The 17,139-nt window shown below is 70.4% G+C and carries 13 protein-coding genes; 9 read left to right on the top strand and 4 right to left on the bottom strand.

The genetic code is table 11. From position 1 onward, the window contains the following. Positions 1-26: 26 nt before the first annotated feature. Entirely contained in the window at positions 27-1,583 is a 1,557-nt protein-coding gene (locus OG252_RS30245) for a peptidoglycan recognition protein family protein (protein WP_329340060.1), read from the bottom strand. A gap of 150 nt (positions 1,584-1,733) precedes the next feature. Here OG252_RS30245 and OG252_RS30240 point away from each other — a divergent pair, with 150 nt between their 5' ends. The 6 genes from OG252_RS30240 to OG252_RS30215 all read left to right on the top strand — a co-directional run bounded on the left by OG252_RS30240 (position 1,734) and on the right by OG252_RS30215 (position 11,322). Next, a complete protein-coding gene (locus OG252_RS30240) occupies positions 1,734-2,489 on the top strand; it encodes a TIGR03089 family protein (protein WP_266438644.1) in 756 nt (251 codons plus the stop codon). Positions 2,490-2,748: 259 nt separating this feature from the next. After that, positions 2,749-4,041, top strand: a complete 1,293-nt coding sequence (locus OG252_RS30235; RefSeq protein WP_329340056.1) for an LCP family protein — start codon at positions 2,749-2,751, stop codon at positions 4,039-4,041. Between the two features lie 229 nt (positions 4,042-4,270). Then, entirely contained in the window at positions 4,271-6,013 is a 1,743-nt protein-coding gene (locus OG252_RS30230; RefSeq protein ID WP_329340054.1) for an LCP family protein, read from the top strand. Positions 6,014-6,089: 76 nt separating this feature from the next. Then, positions 6,090-7,769: an LCP family protein gene (locus OG252_RS30225; protein WP_329340053.1), complete on the top strand. Its 1,680-nt coding sequence runs from the start codon at positions 6,090-6,092 to the stop codon at positions 7,767-7,769. Positions 7,770-7,927: 158 nt separating this feature from the next. Beyond that, positions 7,928-9,622, top strand: a complete 1,695-nt coding sequence (locus OG252_RS30220) for an LCP family protein (protein WP_266438634.1) — start codon at positions 7,928-7,930, stop codon at positions 9,620-9,622. Positions 9,623-9,738: 116 nt separating this feature from the next. Beyond that, entirely contained in the window at positions 9,739-11,322 is a 1,584-nt protein-coding gene (locus OG252_RS30215; protein WP_406493388.1) for an LCP family protein, read from the top strand. Positions 11,323-11,325: 3 nt separating this feature from the next. Here OG252_RS30215 and OG252_RS30210 read toward each other — a convergent pair whose 3' ends face one another. Next, positions 11,326-12,369: a glycosyltransferase family 2 protein gene (locus OG252_RS30210; protein WP_329340051.1), complete on the bottom strand. Its 1,044-nt coding sequence runs from the start codon at positions 12,367-12,369 to the stop codon at positions 11,326-11,328. Between the two features lie 129 nt (positions 12,370-12,498). Here OG252_RS30210 and OG252_RS30205 point away from each other — a divergent pair, with 129 nt between their 5' ends. Beyond that, entirely contained in the window at positions 12,499-13,962 is a 1,464-nt protein-coding gene (locus tag OG252_RS30205) for an LCP family protein (RefSeq protein WP_329340049.1), read from the top strand. Between the two features lie 28 nt (positions 13,963-13,990). Here OG252_RS30205 and OG252_RS30200 read toward each other — a convergent pair whose 3' ends face one another. Continuing rightward, on the bottom strand, positions 13,991-14,548 hold the full coding sequence (locus OG252_RS30200; protein WP_266438625.1) for an acyl-CoA thioesterase: 558 nt from the start codon (positions 14,546-14,548) through the stop codon (positions 13,991-13,993). Positions 14,549-14,667: 119 nt separating this feature from the next. Here OG252_RS30200 and OG252_RS30195 point away from each other — a divergent pair, with 119 nt between their 5' ends. Then, positions 14,668-15,972 carry an LCP family protein gene (locus tag OG252_RS30195; RefSeq protein WP_266438622.1) on the top strand — a complete coding sequence of 435 codons (1,305 nt, stop codon included), beginning with the start codon at positions 14,668-14,670 and terminating at the stop codon, positions 15,970-15,972. Then, complete coding sequence (locus tag OG252_RS30190) at positions 15,969-16,601, top strand: HAD family hydrolase (protein ID WP_329340046.1); 633 nt, start codon at positions 15,969-15,971, stop codon at positions 16,599-16,601. The genes OG252_RS30195 and OG252_RS30190 overlap by 4 nt, the downstream gene beginning before the upstream one ends. Here OG252_RS30190 and OG252_RS30185 read toward each other — a convergent pair. Then, a complete protein-coding gene (locus OG252_RS30185; RefSeq protein ID WP_329340044.1) occupies positions 16,598-17,122 on the bottom strand; it encodes a CbrC family protein in 525 nt (174 codons plus the stop codon). The two genes, OG252_RS30190 and OG252_RS30185, sit on opposite strands and share 4 nt — an antisense overlap. Between the last annotated feature and the right edge of the window lie 17 nt (positions 17,123-17,139).

Here is a 17,139-nt window from a genome sequence, read left to right as displayed (position 1 = left end):
GCTGCTCCCCCAGCCCTGGTCCGGGCTTATCGGCCCTGGTAGCGGGCCGCCGTCGAACGGGTCGTACCTAGCTTGCGGTAGAGCTGCCAGCCCGGGCAGGCCGTTGGGAAGCCGTCCCGGTGACCGGAGATCACATTCAGTCGTACATTCTTTCCCTTGCGGTACAGATTGCCACCGCCCGACTTCAGGTATGTCTTGCCGCGCGGATTGGCGCCGTGCAGGCCGAGTTTCCACGCGGTGAGCCGGGCGATGCCCTTCACCGCGGAGGCGGACGGCTTGGTGGAGCCGAAGCTGCCGAGGACGGCGATCCCCATGCTGTTGGTGTTGAAACCCAGCGTGTGGGCGCCCAGGACCGGCTTCGCCACACCCCCCGCACGCCCCTCGTAGATGTTTCCGCACTTGTCGACGAGGAAGTTGTAGCCGATGTCGCGCCAGCCCATGCTCAGGACGTGGTAGCGGTAGATACCGCGAATGACTGAGGGAGCCTGGGCGCACCGGTACCCGTTGCCGGAGGCCGTGTGGTGCACGAAGGCCGCCTTGACCTTCTTCGTGTAGACGAACTTCCGCTCCCGCAGGCTCTCGTTCGCGCCCCAGCCGCGCCGGGTGACGATGCGCGGGCGCGGGCCGATCTTCGGCTTCGCCCGCTGCTCCCGCGTCAGCTCTGGGGCTTCGAGGGTCAGCAGCTCCCGCTCGGTCTGGCTCCGGGTGAGTTCCGGGATCTCGGTGGCGCCGAAGGGGGCCAGGCCGGCGTTGGCGGCGGAGGCGTCCACGGCGGCGAGGGCCGCGACCGGTTCGGCGGTCGGGGCGAGGGCGCGGGCGCGGGCAGCGCCGGCGGTGACGTCCGGAGCCGCCTCCGGCGGGGTACCGGGGTCGACCAGTTCGAGGCGCATACCGGAGGGGAGCGGAGAGCCGGCCGTCACCGTACGGGGGCCGCGGGCGGTCTCCTCGACCCGGTGGTCGTGGGCCCCGGCGTCCGCGCGGACGCGTACCTCCACGCCGTCCGAGTCGCCCACCCACAGCGGTGCGGTCGCGCCGCGTACCCGGCCCGAGGTGCGCTCGGCGGTGTCCGGGTCGGCCGCGTGGTCGGCGTTGTGGGTGTCGACGTCCTGCCAGCCGGACCAGGTGCCGGTGCCGGCGGCGCGGGTACGGACCTGGACGCGGCCGTGGAGTTCGACGTCCGGGTCGTCCCAGATCACGCCGACGAGTGAGAAGTGCCGTACGTCCTGGCGGGGCAGGCCCTGTTCGGCGGTGGGGGCGAGGGTTCGGTCAGGGTGGGTGAGGGGCGCGAGGGGCAGCGACTGGGTGCTGCCGGGCGCTTCCGCGGCCGGGGCGGGTCTCGTGGGCGGTTCGGCCGGTGCGGGTGCCTTGGCCGGGGTGGTCGTCGTGACCGGGGTGTTCGTCTTGGTGGGTGCGTTCGTCTTGGTGGGTGCGTTCGTCTTGGTGGGTGCGTACGCCGTCGGCGCTCTCGCCGACAGCACGGTCTCCGTGGCCGGCGGGCTTGCCGCGGCCGCGGGCGGGGTCAGCGGAAGGGCCAGAGCGGCCGCGCAGGTGACGCCGATCGAGGAAGCAAGGAATCCACGCATGCCCCTGATCTTGGACATAGTCATACATATCTGTCCATTGGGGAATTGACGGGCCGTTGGGCGGCGTTCCGCCGAACCGGTGGCGGACCGGCGGCGATCCGTGGCCCCACCCGCCGGTGCGCGATCGCGGGCCCGCGTACGCTTCTTCGGGTGAACGCCACCGATCGCACCCCTGCCGACCTGCTGCGTTCCGCGCTCGCCGCGGACCCCGGACGCCCCCTGGTGACCTTCTACGACGATGCCACGGGCGAACGTGTCGAATTGTCCGTGGCCACCTTCGCCAATTGGGTGGCCAAGACCTCGAACCTCCTCCAGGGCGACCTCGCCGCGGGACCCGGCGACCGGGTCGCGCTGCTGCTGCCCGCGCACTGGCAGACGGCGGTGTGGTTGCTGGCGTGTTCGTCGGTGGGGGCGATCGCCGACGTGGGCGGTGATCCGGCGGTTGCCGACGTGGTGGTGAGCGGGCCGGATTCGCTGGAGGCGGCGCGGGCGTGCTCCGGGGAGCGGGTCGCGCTGGCCCTGCGGCCGCTCGGCGGGCGGTTTCCGCAGCCGCCGGCCGGGTTCGCCGACTATGCCGTCGAGGTGCCGAGTCAGGGGGACCGGTTCGCGCCGTTCGCGCCGGTGGATCCCGACGCGCCCGCGTTGATCGTGGCCGGGCGGGAGTTCAGCGCGGCGGAGGTTGTGGAGCGGGCCCGGGCGGAGGCGACGGGGGTGGGGCTGACGGGGCCCGGGTCGCGGCTGCTGTCTGCTCTGCCGTACGACACGTGGGAGGGGTTGAACGCGGGGCTGTACGCGCCGCTGGCGACCGGGGGGTCCGTGGTGTTGTGCCGGAACCTGGATCAGCTGGGCGAGGAGGCGCTGGCCAAGCGGATCGAGAGTGAGCGGGTGTCGGCTACGGCCCGGTAGGCGCGGCCTGCTTCCGACCCACCCGGCGTTGGCGCGGGCGCTCCTGGGGGCTCCGCCCCCAGACCCCCGGACCTATGCCCACCCACCGCCCGTCTCGGTCGGTCGAGAGGTGACCGTCACCTGGGGGCTGCCGCCCCCAGACCCCCGCATCCGTCCCCCGTTCGGCCCCCTCCACCCACCCCCCGACCCCCCATCCACGCCATGGTCGTAGGAGCAGCTCGCACGACACGCTCGTACGCCGTGAGGGGTGGATGCCGACGTGACCGACACCGCAGGCGCGCCTACCGCGCCCTCCCGAGCGCTCGGGCCGGGGGCGGGGGCCTCGGCGACCGGTGCCGGGCTGATACGGCGGCGTCGGCGGCGGTGGGTGCGCGGGGCCGGGGTTGGCGTCGTGGTCGTGCTGCTCGCGGCCGGCGGGGCCGGGTGGGCCGTCTACGCGAAGCTGGACGGGAACATCACGTCGGACAAGGCGGCGGCGGCCGAGCTGGCGCGGTACGAGAAGGAGCGGCCGACCTCGCTGGTGCGGGGGGCGCAGAACATTCTGGTGATCGGTTCGGACTCGCGCTCCGGGGACGAGAACCGGCGCTACGGGCGGGACTCGGGGACCGAGCGGTCCGACACCACGATCCTGTTGCATCTGGCGGCGGGGCGGGGCAGTGCCACCGCGGTGTCGTTGCCGCGGGATCTGATGGTGGACGTGCCGGGGTGCCTGCGGCCCGACGGCACCCGGTCGGAGCCCATGTTCACGATGTTCAACTACGCGTTCCAGGTGGGGGGTTCGGCCTGCACGATCCGGACCGTGGAGCGGCTGACGAACATCCGTGTCGACCACCACATGGTCGTCGACTTCCACGGGTTCAAGGACATGGTCGACGCGGTCGACGGCGTCGAGGTGTGCCTGGCCGAGCCGATCCGCGACAAGGCCGCCAAGCTGAGGCTCCCGGCGGGGCGGGTGACGCTCGACGGCGAGCAGGCCCTCGGGTATGTGCGAGCCCGCAAGACGCTGGGCAACGGCAGTGACACCGACCGGATGGACCGGCAGCAGCGGTTCCTGGGGGCGCTGGTCAACAAGGTGCAGAGCAATGACGTACTGCTGAATCCGGTGAAGCTCTATCCGGTCCTTGACGCCGCCACTTCGTCACTGACGACCGACCCGGATCTGGCGAGCCTGCGTGGTTTGTACGAACTCGTGCGCGGGCTGCGCGACATCCCCACCGAACGTGTGCAATTCCTTACAGTGCCGAGGGAGTCGTACGTCTACAACGCCAATCGTGACCAGCTCGTGGAGCCCGAAGCGGAAAGGTTGTTCGAGCGGCTGCGCTCGGACGCGCCGGTGGAGGTCGCGGAAAAGGTTCCGCGGAACTCGGCGGCTCCTGCCGACTCGGCGACTAAAAGCCGCAATTCGGCCGAGAACGACGAGGAAAGCGACGAGAGCGTGGACGGGGAGGCGAGCGAGAAGGCGGACGGCGAAGGGTCCGGTGAACCCTCCGCCGTCAATTCGCCCGCGCCGACCTTCCGCGGGAACACGGCCGCCGAGGACGCGTGCGCGTAAAGCGTTCGCCAAGGTGACGCACAGCCTCCCGGGTAAATGGGCGGATTGCCCAGTTGTAGTGACGTGGAATTAATCACCGGCGTCACTAGGAGCCGAACAAGCCGGTTAGTGTGAGCGATCCGGTGCCACCGGCCATAGGTCTGTCCTGCGGTCGAGCACTGTGTGACCGAGACCCGAGCGCCTTGGAGGGGAAGGCGCCGCGTGGCCCCGACGGAGGGTTCAGACAACCGTGGACGCGCAAGGCCGTGGGCGGGCGGACGACATCGACCCCGCAGACCAGTGGGTACTCAACCCGCACACAGGCGAATACGAACTGCGACTGACCCCTTCCGCACCGCAGTCACCGCGGTCGGCCGTTCCAGGGCCCCGTAGATCGGTCACCGACAGGGCGGGCGCCCCGCCGCGCGGGCGTACGGCTTCCCCCGCGGCCCCTGCGGCCCCCGGCCGTGAGGTGCCGCCGCCGCGCAGGCGCCGGGGCGTGCCCGAGGAGCCGTTGCCGGGGCGGCGCGGCCGACGGCCGGCGAAGAAGTCCAAGGCGAAGAAGATCCTGCTGTGGACCGGCGGCACGATGGCGTTCGTGCTGGTGGCCGCGGCGGGCGCCGGGTACCTCTACATCGAGCACCTCAACGGCAACATCACCTCCGTCGCCGACGACGGCGCGAGCACCGGTGGCTTCCAGAAGGACAAGGCGATCAACATCCTGTTGATCGGCACGGACAAGCGCACCGGCTCGGGCAACGAGGGCTACGGCGACGCGGGCAGCGTCGGTCACGCGGACACCACGATCCTGCTGCACGTCTCCAAGGACCGCTCGAACGCGACCGCGCTGAGCATCCCCCGCGACCTGATCGTCGACATCCCCGACTGTCCGACCACGCAGAAGGACGGCACGAAGGAGATCATCCCGGGCACGACCGGCGTCCGCTTCAACACCAGCCTCGGCCAGGACGACCGTACGCCCAGCTGCACCGTGCGGACCGTCACCGAACTGACCGGGGTCCAGGCCGACAACTTCATGGTGGCCGACTTCAACGCGGTCAAGACGCTGACCTCGGCGGTCGGCGGGGTCGACGTGTGTCTGGCCAAGGACATCAAGGACCCGGACTCGCACCTCGACCTGAAGAAGGGGACGCAGCACATCTCGGGCGAGACGGCGCTCGCGTTCGTGCGCACCCGGCACGCGGTCGGGTTCGGCGGCGACCTGAGCCGGATCACGCTGCAGCAGCAGTTCCTCAGTGCGCTGATGCGCAAGCTGAAGTCCAACGACACGCTGACCAACCCGGCGAAGATGATCAAGCTGGCCGAGGCGGGGACGAAGGCGCTGACCGTCGACTCCCAGCTGGACAGCATCAACAAGCTGAAGGACCTGGGTCTGGAGCTGGGCAAGCTCAACGTCAAGAACCTGACGTTCACCACGGTTCCGGTGATCGACAACCCGGCGGAGAAGGTCAAGGCGACCGTCGTGGTCAACCCGAACTCGGCGCCCCAGGTCTTCGACATGATCAAGAACGACGTGTCGTTCACCGAGGTCAAGGCGCAGAAGAAGAAGGAGGCCGCCGCCGTGGCCGCCCGGCTGAAGGGCACCAAGGCGGACGCCTCCGAGGTGCGGGTGCGCATCCTCAACGGCGGTGCGGAGGCCGGCAGCGCGCAGGCGGAGCTGGAGTACCTGCAGAACGAAGAGGGCGTGCTGAAGTCGGAGAACGCGGGCAACGCGAACGCCGAGCTGGCGAAGACGACCCTCGAGTACGCTCCCGACCAGGCCGACCAGGCGCGGCGGCTGGCCGCCATCATGGGCCTGTCCGGCTCGGCGATGAAGCCGGGCGAGAGCGTGACCAACTCCCAGGGCCTGCCGACGATGACCCTGACCCTGGGCAAGGACTTCAAGGGCGCGGGCGTGTCGCTCACCGCTCCGACGAAGGCGCCGGAGGGGGTTCAGCAGTCCACCGCGGACAAGGTCGAGTGCGCCAAGTGACCTGAGGGGCCCGGCTTACGTCTGACAGGGCGTGGGGCAGGCCCGTCGACGGCGCGAGGGTAGGGGGGAACTGGGGATGACGCACAGCAGTGTGCACGGGGAGGGGACGCGACGGGGCGTCCGGCGCGCGAGTGGGGCGGGGCAGGAGGGCGGCCGTCGTGGGGACGACGGCGACGGCTCCGGCAGACCCTCCTCCGGCGGCGGGCACGGCGGGCGGCGCGGCCGGCGACGGCAGGCCAGGCGCAGGCACCGGGTGCTGCGCTGGTCGGCGACGGCCCTCGCGGTGCTGATACTCGGCACGGCCGGCGCCGGATACCTCTACTACCAGCACCTCAACGGCAACATCGAGAAGGGCCGGCGCAGCAACGCCGACTCCAAGGCGCGCAAGACCGAGCCGAACGCGGCCGGTCAGACGCCGCTGAACATCCTGCTGATCGGCTCGGACAGCCGTAAGTCCGACGCGAACGTGTCGCTCGGCGGCGGCAGGGACAACCGCGACAACCCGCCGCTGGCCGACGTGCAGATGCTCATCCACCTGTCCGCGGACCGCAAGAGCGCCGCGGTGGTGAGCATTCCGCGTGACACCCGGGTCGACATCCCGGCGTGCAAGGACCCGGACAGCGACGAGACGTACCCGGCCACCAACGAGATCATCAACACGACGCTGGGCCGCGGCGGCGCCGGCTGCACGCTGGCCACCTGGGAGAACCTCACCGGGATCTACATCGACCACTGGATGACGATCGACTTCGCGGGCGTGGTGAGCATGGCCGACGCCATCGGCGGCGTCGAGGTCTGTGTGAACCAGAACGTGTGGGACCGCGCGCGGCCGAACGTGCCCGGCGGCTCCGGCCTGAAGATGACGGCCGGCCGGAAGAAGGTCAAGGGCAAGCAGGCCCTGGAGTGGCTGCGCACCCGGCACGCCTGGGGCAGCGACCCGCTGCGGGCCCGCGCCCAGCACATGTACATGAACTCGATGATCCGCACGCTGAAGAGCCAGAACGTCTTCACCGACGGCGGCCGGCTGATGAACCTCGCCGAGGCCGCCACCAACTCCCTGACGGTCTCCGAGGAACTCGGCACGGTCAAGAAGCTGTACGACCTCGGGATGCAGCTCAAGACGGTGCCCACGGACCGCATCACCATGACCACGATGCCGACCGTCGAGGACAACGAGAACGCCAACCACCTGCTGCCGGCCGGGGCCGACGCCGAGAAGATGTGGGCGATGCTCCGCGACGACGTGCCCTTCGACGACAAGGGCGCCAAGGCGGACGCCAAACCGGCGAGTCCGGCGAGTACGGCGAGCGCCGGCCGGACCACCGACGACCCCGCCGCGGCCGACGACGAGATCGGCGTCCTGGTGCAGAACGCCACGCGGTCCGCCACCCTCGGCCCGGTCAGCGGCCGGGCGAGGGACATCGCCCGGGAACTCGTGGGCAACGGGTTCACCCAGGCCACGACGGACACCTCGGCGGCGCTCGCCGAGGAGCGGACCCTCGTGCGCTATCCGAGCGCCGAACTGGCGGGGGATGCCCAGGCGGTGGCGAAGTCCCTCGGGATTCCGGCTGGTTCGGTGCGGAAGTCGGCGGACGTGTCCGGTGTCACAGTCGTCGTCGGCGCCGACTGGCGTTCCGGCACGGCCTATCCGAAGCAGAAGACGCCTCAGGCCGGGGATCTGCCGAGCAATTCCGACGCCATCAACGGATCCGACACCGGTCAGTGCATGGACGTGTACGAGCCGTATCAATGGTAGAACCCGGCCGCGCGGTCCCGCCCTTCGGCCCTGCCGCGCGGTCGAACTCCCTTTCAATAGAAACCGGTGAAAGTTCACTCGCCGCCGAACCGTGCGGATAGTGTGAGCGATCCATGGGGGAAGGCGCCGTGTGGCCCTGACGGAGGATTCGGACAACCTTGGACGCACCAGGCCGTGAGCGGGCGGAGCACATCGACCCCGCAGACCAGTGGGTACTCAATCCGAACACCGGCGAATACGAACTGCGGTTGACGCCCGCCGCACCGCGCCGGACCGTTCCCCAGCCCCGGGGCAGCCGTACGGCACCGCCGGCGACCCCCGGCCGTGAGGTCCCGCCCCCGCGCAGACGCGGCCCCGCCCCCGAGGAGCCGCTGCCGGGCAGGCGCGGACGCCGGCCGGTCAAGAAGAAGTCCGGGGCGAAGAAGGCCCTGTTGTGGACCGGCGGCAGCCTGGCGTTCGTCCTGGTCGCCACCGCGGGCGCCGGCTACTTCTACCTCAAGCACCTCGAGGGCAACGTCAAGACGACGGACGTCGGTGACGCGGGCTCCAGCAGCTTCAAGAAGGACGAGGCGTTCAACATCCTCGTCATCGGCACCGACAAGCGCACCGGCGAGGGCAACGACGGTTACGGCGACACGGGCAGCGTCGGCCACGCCGACACCACGATCCTGCTGCACGTCGCCAAGGACCGCTCCAACGCGACCGCGCTGAGCATCCCCCGCGACCTGATCGTCGACATCCCGGAGTGCCAGGCCAAGAAGGACGACGGCACCGAGGTGACCGTCCAGGGACAGCAGGGTGTCCGCTTCAACCGGAGCCTCGGCGAGAGCGGCCGGGACGCGGGCTGCACCATGCGGACGGTCAAGGAGGCCACCGGCATCCAGCCGGACCACTTCATGATGGCCGACTTCAACGCCGTCAAGACGCTGACCACGGCGGTGGAGGGCGTCGAGGTGTGTGTGACGGAAGCCGTCAACGACAAGCAGTCCAAGCTCGTCCTGCCCAAGGGCGAGTCCACGGTCCAGGGCGAGAAGGCCCTCGCCTTCCTGCGCACCCGCAAGAGCTTCGGTAACAGCGGCGACCTCGACCGCATCAAGGTGCAGCAGCAGTTCCTGGGCTCGCTGATGCGCAAGATGTCCTCCGGCGACACCCTCACCAACCCCACGAAACTGCTGAAGCTGGCCGAGGCGGCCACCAACGCCCTCACCGTGGACACCGCGATCGGCAAGGTCGGCACGCTCAAGGACCTGGCCCTGGAACTGAAGAAGGTGCCCACCAAGAACATCACCTTCGCCACGATCCCGGTGGTGGACAACCCCACCGAGGAGATCAAGGCGACGGTGATCGTCGACGAGACCAGGGCGCCCCAGGTCTTCGACATGATCAAGAACGACATCTCGTTCACCGAGGTCAAGGCGCAGCAGAAGAAGGAGGCCGCCGCCGTGGCCGCCCGCCTCAAGGGCACCAAGGCGGACGCCTCCGAGGTGCGGGTCCAGGTCTTCAACGGCGGTGCCGCGTCCGGCAGCGCGCAGACCCAGCTGGACTGGCTGCAGAACAGCGCGGGCGTCGTCAAGTCGGAGAACGCGGGCAACGCGGACGCCGACCAGGCGAAGACGACCCTCGAGTACGCGCCCGACCAGGCCGACCAGGCCCGCCGGCTGGCCGACATCATGGGCCTCTCGGGCTCGGCGATGACGCCGGGCGAGAGCGTGACCAACTCCCAGGGACAGCCGACGATGACCCTGATCCTGGGCAAGGACTTCAAGGGCGCGGGCGTGAAACTCAACTCCGCCTCGGCCCAGACCCCGGGCGTGGACAAGTCCACGGCCGACAAGGTCCAGTGCGCGAGTTGACGAGCAGAACGCGCAAGTTGACGAAATAGAGCAACCTGACGGGCCCGTCGTATGTCTCCTGGACGTACGGCGGGCCGCGCCATGGCGCGAGGGCGGTAGTCGGGGAGGACTCGGAAGTGACGCGGAACAGTGTTCGGGATGTCGAACCGGCCACCAAGGAGGTCGGCACCACCGGCGACGGCCTGCACGGCGGGCGCGCCGGGCGCCGGTCGCCACGGGGCCACCGACTGCTGCGCTGGTCCGCGGCGACGCTCGCCGTGCTGATAATCGGCTCGGCCACCGCCGGTTACCTCTACTACCGGCACCTGAACGGCAACATCAAGAAGGACGAGCTCAACCTCGGCGACAACAAGGTCGCCGAACCGACGCCGAACGCCGCCGGCCAGACCCCGCTGAACATCCTGCTGATCGGCTCCGACGCCCGCGACACCGAGGAGAACCAGCAACTCGGCGGCGCCCGCGAGACGTTCGGCTCGACGCCGCTGGCGGACGTGCAGATGCTGGTGCACCTGTCCGCCGACCGCTCCAACATGTCGGTCGTCAGCATGCCCCGCGACACCCTCGTGAAGATCCCGAAGTGCACGGACCCGGACGACGACGAGGTGTACCCGGCGAGCGAGGGCCGGGTCATGACCAACCGGAGCCTCGGCCACGGCGGTCCGGGCTGCACGGTGGCCACCTGGCAGGAGCTCACCGGCATCCACATCGACCACTTCGTGATGGTCGACTTCGCGGGCGTGGTGTCCATGGCGGACGCCGTCGGCGGGGTCCCGGTCTGTGTGGACGCCAACATCCTCTCGCGCGACTGGCAGGGCCACGGCTCCGGTCTGAAGCTGAAGGAGGGCACCACCCCGGTGAAGGGCGAGCAGGCCCTGCAGTGGCTGCGCACCCGCTACGGCTTCGAGGACGGCAGCGACCTCGCCCGCGCCAAGGCCCAGCACATGTACATGAACTCGATGGTCCGCACCCTGCGCGAGAACGCCACCCTGAGCAGCCCCAACAAGCTCCGCAAACTCGCCGAGAAGGCCACCGCGGCCCTCACGGTCGACCCGGGCCTCGACACCGTCAAGAAGCTCTACGACCTCAGCAACGAGCTGCGCAGGGTCGATCCGGCGCGCATCACCATGACCACCATGCCCAACCGGTACGTCGGTGCCCGCGTCGAGCCGACCGAGGACGCCGAGCAGCTGTTCCGCCTCGTCCGGGAGGACATCGCGCTGGACGGCAAGGACGAGAAGAAGGCGACCCCGGCTCCCTCGGCGACCGCCTCCGGCGACCCGGCCGCCGCCGACGACGAGATCGGCGTCCTCGTCCAGAACGGCACCCGCACCGACACCCTCCGCGCGGCGAACGACCGGGCGAGCACGGTGACCGGGCTGCTCGTGGAGAAGGGCTTCACCAAGGCGGAGGCGGACACCTCCTCCGCACTCAGTGAGGACCGAACGGTCGTCCGCTACCCGAGCGCCGAGCTGAAGGGCGACGCCCAGCGGGTCGCCAAGTCCCTCGGGATTCCGGCTAGTTCGGTGGAGCGGTCGACGGACGTCTCCGGGGTCACGGTCGTCGTGGGCGCGGACTGGCGCGAGGGTACGGCGTACCGGGCGCCCGAGGAGGACGACACCACCCCGAAGTCCGCCGAGGCGCTCAACGGGGCCGACGAGGACGCCTGCATGCACGTGAACCCGAAGTTCACCTGGTCCTGACGGTCAGGCGGACGCTTCCTGCGCGTCCGCCTGCACCGCCGGGCGCCGGCTCGCGATCACCTTGCGGGCGAGCGAGCGCGGGCTGGTCAGGAAGCCCCAGCCCCACGACATGTGCATGGTGGCGAGGGCCACGGGGATCTGCAGCCGCGCCTTCGGCGACAGCCCCTTGCCCGCGGGCAGGGACCCGAGGGTGATCGCCGCGAGGTAGCCGCCCGGGAGCACGAGGGCCCACGGGGTGACCAGGACGCCGACGACGAGTCCCGCCACGATCGCGCACACCGCGGTCGGCGGGGCGAGGTAGCGCAGGTTGATGGAGCCCTCGTGGTAGCGGGCGACGACGTGCCGCCAGCGGCCGTAGTCCCGGTACTGCCGGGCGAGGGCGCGCACGCTCGGCCGGGGCCGGTACGACACCTTCAGCTCGGGCGAGAACCAGATCAGCCCGCCCGCCTCCCGGATGCGGAAGTTGAGCTCCCAGTCCTGGGCGCGGATGAACTCCACGTTGTACCCGCCCTGCAGCTCCAGCGCCTCGCGCCGGAACACCCCGAGGTACACGGTCTCGGCCTCGCCGGCCTCGCCGCCCGTGTGGAAGGATGCGTTGCCCACGCCGATCCTCGAGGTCATGGCGGCGGCGACCGCGTGCTCCCAGTCGTTCTCGCCCTCGGCGTGCATGATGCCGCCGACGTTCTGCGCGCCGGTCTCCTCCAGGAGCCGTACGGCGGTGGTGATGTAGTTCGGCGAGAGCATGCCGTGGCCGTCGACGCGCACGACGACCGGGTGCCGGGAGGCCCCGATCGCGGCGTTCAGCGCGGCGGGCGTACGGCCGGTGGGGTTCGGCACGGTGTGTACACGCGGGTCTTCGCGCACGAGTTCGGCCGCGATCTCGTCCGTACGGTCCGTGGACGGACCGAGGGCGATGACGACCTCCATCTCGCCGGCGTACTCCTGCGCGAGGATCGCTTGGACGGCTCCGCGCAGGTGCCGCTCCTCGTTGAGGACGGGCATGATGACGGACACGGCGGGGAGCTGCACGTCGGGCTTGGCGTTCATAGGGAGCAAACGTTACCGCGAACGGGGGACAGCGCCGCGCCCCGCCCGGGGCGGTGCACCGGACCGCAGATCGTATGGGCCTACGGTGCTCACGATCCCACGTACGGCCCCTCGCGGAGGTGTCCCCCCATGCCCACGCCGCCCCGCTCCCCAGCCGCCCGACCCCCGCGCCGCCCGCAGCCACAGCGGTCGGCGCGGCCCCCCGTACGACGGAAAAAGCCGCGCTGGGCCATGCGGGCGGTGACGACCCTCTCGGTGGTCGTGCTCGCCTCGGCCGGAATCGGTCACGCGGTGGTCACCAGCCTGGACGCGGACATCGCCCGGGTCGACGCCTTCAAGGACATGAAGAACCGCCCGAGGGCGGGCCACGGCATGAACGTCCTGCTCGTCGGCACGGACGGCCGCGACAGGATCACCGAGGCCGAGCGGCAGAAGTACCGGCTCGGCGGCGCCCCCTGCCACTGCACCGACACGATGATGATCGTGCACATCTCGGAGGACCGGGAGCGGGCGAGCGTGGTGAGCCTGCCGCGCGACTCGTACGCCATGACACCGGCCCACACCGACGGGACGACGGGCGAACGGCATCGCGGACACCCGGTCAAGCTCAACGCGGCGTACGCGGAGGGCGGTCCGCAGCTGACCGTCCGGACCGTCGAGAACATGACCCGCGTGAAGATCGACCACTACCTGGAGGTCGACTTCACCAGTTTCATGAAGACGGTCGACGTGCTCGGCGGGGTCAAGATCTGCACCGCCGAGCCGCTCAAGGACACGTACACCGGCCTCGACCTCCCGCCCGGCACACACACCCTGCAGGGCGGCCAGGCCCTCCAGTACGTCCGCTCCCGCCACGTCGACGGCGCCTCCGACCTCGGCCGGATGCAGCGCCAGCAGCGCTTCCTGGCCGCCCTGATCGACCGCACGACCTCCTCCGGGATCCTGCTGAACCCGATGAAGTTCCGGGACATCACGCGGGCCGTCCTCGGCTCCGTACGCGCCGACAAGGGCTTCGGCACGCACGAACTGCTCGACCTCGGCCGGGCGATGCGCAACTTCTCGCCCTCCTCCTCGGAGTTCACGACGGTGCCGATCGGGCAGATGGGGTACCCCGTGGAGGGCGTCGGCTCGACTCTGAAGTGGGACGCCAAGAAGGCCGGCCGCCTCTTCCAATCACTCCGCGACGACAAGCCCCTGTCGGTCCACAAGCCGAAGGCCAAGGCCCTGCGCGTGGACGTCGCCCCCCAGCAGATCCGCGTCCAGGTCGAGAACGGCACGGCGACGGCCGGCCTCGGCAAACGCGTGGACGCGGCACTGGCGGCGACGGGCTTCCGCACCACCCGGCTTCCGGTCAACGCGGCCGATCGCACGCTGAAGCGCACGGTCGTCGCGTACGACCCCCGCTGGGACCGCTCCGCCAAGTCCCTCGCGGCCGCGTTGCCGGGCAGCGAGCTGCGCGCGGTGAAGGGGCTCGGCGCGACGCTGAAGGTGATCGCCGGGGCGGACTTCCGAGAGGTGCGGAAGGTTCGGGCGGTGGATCCGGCGCAGGGAGAGTTCGGGGTGGTGCGGGGGGACGAGGTGTTGTGTTCGTAGGGGTTCGGGAGTTCTTCCCTGGACCCGCTCAGTCCTCGAAGCCCTCCGCCACCCGCCGCTCCCGCAGCTCCATGATCGCCCGGCGTCGGGCCAGGCGGTGCGTGCGGCGGATCTGGGCCTCCTGGTAGCGGCGCTTGTCGCGCTCGGTCTCCGGGAACACCGGCGGTACGCGGCGGGGCCTGCCGTCGGCGTCGACGGCGGCGAAGACGAGGTAGGCCGAGCCGACCTGGGTGGCCGGGTTCGACTCGTTCCAGCGCTCGGCCAGCACCCGCACCCCGACCTCCATCGAGGTCCGGCCGGTCCAGTTGACCTGGGCCTTCACATGGACGAGGTCGCCGACCCGGACCGGCTCCAGGAACGCCATCTCGTCCATGGACGCGGTGACCGCGGGCCCGCCGCTGTGCCGGCCGGCCACGGCTCCGGCCGCGTCGTCGACCAGCTTCATGATCACGCCGCCGTGCACGGTGCCCAGGAGGTTCGTGTCGGCGTGGGTCATGATGTGGCTGAGCGTGGTCCGGGACGCCGAGGTCGGCTTGCCCGGGATATCCGGAGTCTCCGATTCCGCGGCGGAGGCCTGATCTGTCATGGCCTCCACCTTATGCGGAGGTGACATCCCGGGATTTTGTGTCAGCTTCGCAACAGCAGTGCCCTTATTTTCCGACGAACCTTGTAAGGCACATAGCAGTGCCCTGCACACTGGGGCCCATGAACGATTGGCCCGAGGCATGGTCCGACGACAACCGCGGCAGCCGGTACGGACGCGGCAGCGCAGGCGCACAGCCCGAGAGCGCCCGTGTCATGCGGCAGGTCCGCCGCGGCCAGGCGGCTCCGCCCGGGCAGGGAGGGTACGGGGGCCCCGGCGCCCCGGCCCCGCCGTACGGCGGGGTTCCGCAGCAGCCGTCGTACGTCAACGGCGGTGACGACACCGTCTACGACGACGGGTACGACAGCGGCTACAACACGGGCCAGGTCTACGGCGGTGGCCCCGGTGGTCCCCCCGGCGCCGGCACCCGTGGTCCGCGCCCCGCGCCGAACTGGCGTCGGCGGATCAAGCTGACCTCGATCACCGTGCTGGTGGTGCTGGTCGCGACGACCGTCGGCACGTACTTCTGGGCCGACTCCAAGCTCAACCGCGAGGTCGACCTGTCCAAGGTCATCGACCGGCCGGAGGCGGGCGAGGGCACGAACTACCTGATCGTCGGCTCCGACAGCCGCGCGGGGATGTCCGCCGAGGAGAAGAAGAAGCTGCACACCGGCTCCGCCGAGGGCAAGCGCACCGACTCGATGATGATCCTGCACGTCGGCGGCAACGGCGACACGCTGATCTCGCTGCCGCGCGACTCGGACGTGGAGATCCCGACGTTCAAGGGCTCCGACTCCGGCAAGACGTACCCGGGCACCGGCCGCCACGTGAAGCTGAACGCGGCCTACGCGGAGGACGGCCCCGAACTCCTCGTCCGCACCGTCGAGTTCAACACCGGCCTGCACATCGACCACTACGTGGAGATCGGCTTCGCCGGCTTCGCGAACATCGTGGACTCGGTCGGCGGCGTCGAGATCGACATCCCGAAGGGCGGCATGAAGGACACCAAGTCCGGCGCCGACTTCGAGGCGGGCAAGCAGACCCTGAACGGCGAGCAGGCGCTCGCCTTCGTCCGTACCCGGTACGCGCTCAAGGGCTCCGACCTCGACCGGACGAAGAACCAGCAGAAGTTCCTCAACGCCCTCGCCAACCAGGTCGCGACCCCGAGCACGATCCTCAACCCGTTCAAGCTGTACCCGACCATGGGCTCGGGCCTGGACTCGCTGATCGTCGACAAGGACATGGGGCTGTACGACCTGGCCAAGATGTTCTGGGCCATGAAGGGCGTCAACGGCGGCGACGGCAAGTCGATGAACATGCCGACCTCCGGATCCACCAGCAGCGGCAACCTCATCTGGGACAAGACCAAGCTGAAGACCCTGGTCGACGAGCTGAAGAACGACGAGAAGGTCACGGTCTCCGAGTGAGTGACCCCTCCCGACCCGGCAGAGCACCGTTCGACGCGGTGCTCTGCGACGTCGACAACGTGATCCGCTTCTACGACTCCTCCCGGCTGCACGCCCTGGAGCGCGCCGCCGGGCTGGCCGAGGGCACCACCATGAAGGTCGCCTTCGCCCCGGAGACGGTTCAGCCCCTCGTCCTGGGCCGGATCGACGGCCAGGAGTGGGTGCGCGCGATCGCCGAGCCCCTGATCGGCCAGGTCCCCGAGGCGACGGCCTGGGAGCTGGGCACGGCCCTCCTGGAGTCGCCCTTCCACGCGAACGACGAGGTCGTCTCCCTCCTCCGCCGGTCCCGCATCCGGGTCCCCCTCGTCCTCGTCACCAACGCCACCCTCCGCCTGGAGGACGACCTCACCGCCCTCGGCCTGACCGACCTCGCGGACCACGTCGTGAACAGCGCCCGCGTGGGCCTCGCCAAACCGGACCCCCGCATCTACCGCCTGGCCACGTCCCTGGCCGGCACCCGCCCCGACCGCTGCCTCTTCGTCGACGACACCGAGGAGAACGTGGAGGCGGCGGCAGCGCTGGGCATGCACCCGGTCCACTTCCGCGAACCGGCCGATCTGGCACGGGCGTTGGAGCCACTGTTCGCCTAGGCGGCCGGCCTCACGTGAAGTCCGCGTAGGCCAGGTGGCGTGCGCAGCGCCGACAGCGGAAGAGGTACGCCGTCGGCCGACCGCCGGCATCCAGCGCGGCCAGGAAGGCCGCGTCGTGGTCCGCCGCGAGGGTCTCCAGGGCGTCCGGCCACGACCGCAGCTCGCGGGCGCACGTACCCGAGGAAGACGGCCGCGTCGCCGCAGTGGGACAGCCAACGCTCCTGCTGCCACCCGGAGAACCCGGGCGTGCGCCGCTCGACCGCGTGCACCACCTCCATCGGCACGTCCCGCCCGTCGACCTCCGTGAACTGCGCCTCGTACCGTTCGGCGGCGCTGCCGTCCGCGATGCACCACGGGCACAGGGGGTCCGAGAGGTCGGCAGCGCTGAAGACCGGGCCGGTGTAGGCGTAGCCGCGGCGGAGGCCGCAGCACGCGCACGGGGCGTCCGAGGGGGCCACGGAGCCCGTGCCGACGGGGTCGGGGTGGTACGGGAAGGCGGGCAGCGGCTCGGTGTCGGTCACGGGCCCACCCTGCCCCG

It is taken from the genome of Streptomyces sp. NBC_01352, assembly GCF_036237295.1.
Lineage (GTDB): Bacteria > Actinomycetota > Actinomycetes > Streptomycetales > Streptomycetaceae > Streptomyces > Streptomyces plumbiresistens.
This window is presented reverse-complemented; position numbering and strand designations above follow the sequence as displayed.

What these genes read in the sequence shown, in the direction of transcription:
- OG252_RS30225 (WP_329340053.1), top strand. Translation starts at nt 6,090, where the DNA reads ATGACGCACAGCAGTGTGCACGGGGAGGGGACGCGACGGGGCGTCCGG.
- OG252_RS30245 (WP_329340060.1), bottom strand. Translation starts at nt 1,583, where the DNA reads ATGCGTGGATTCCTTGCTTCCTCGATCGGCGTCACCTGCGCGGCCGCT.
- OG252_RS30210 (WP_329340051.1), bottom strand. Translation starts at nt 12,369, where the DNA reads ATGAACGCCAAGCCCGACGTGCAGCTCCCCGCCGTGTCCGTCATCATG.
- OG252_RS30195 (WP_266438622.1), top strand. Translation starts at nt 14,668, where the DNA reads ATGAACGATTGGCCCGAGGCATGGTCCGACGACAACCGCGGCAGCCGG.
- OG252_RS30205 (WP_329340049.1), top strand. Translation starts at nt 12,499, where the DNA reads ATGCCCACGCCGCCCCGCTCCCCAGCCGCCCGACCCCCGCGCCGCCCG.
- OG252_RS30200 (WP_266438625.1), bottom strand. Translation starts at nt 14,548, where the DNA reads ATGACAGATCAGGCCTCCGCCGCGGAATCGGAGACTCCGGATATCCCG.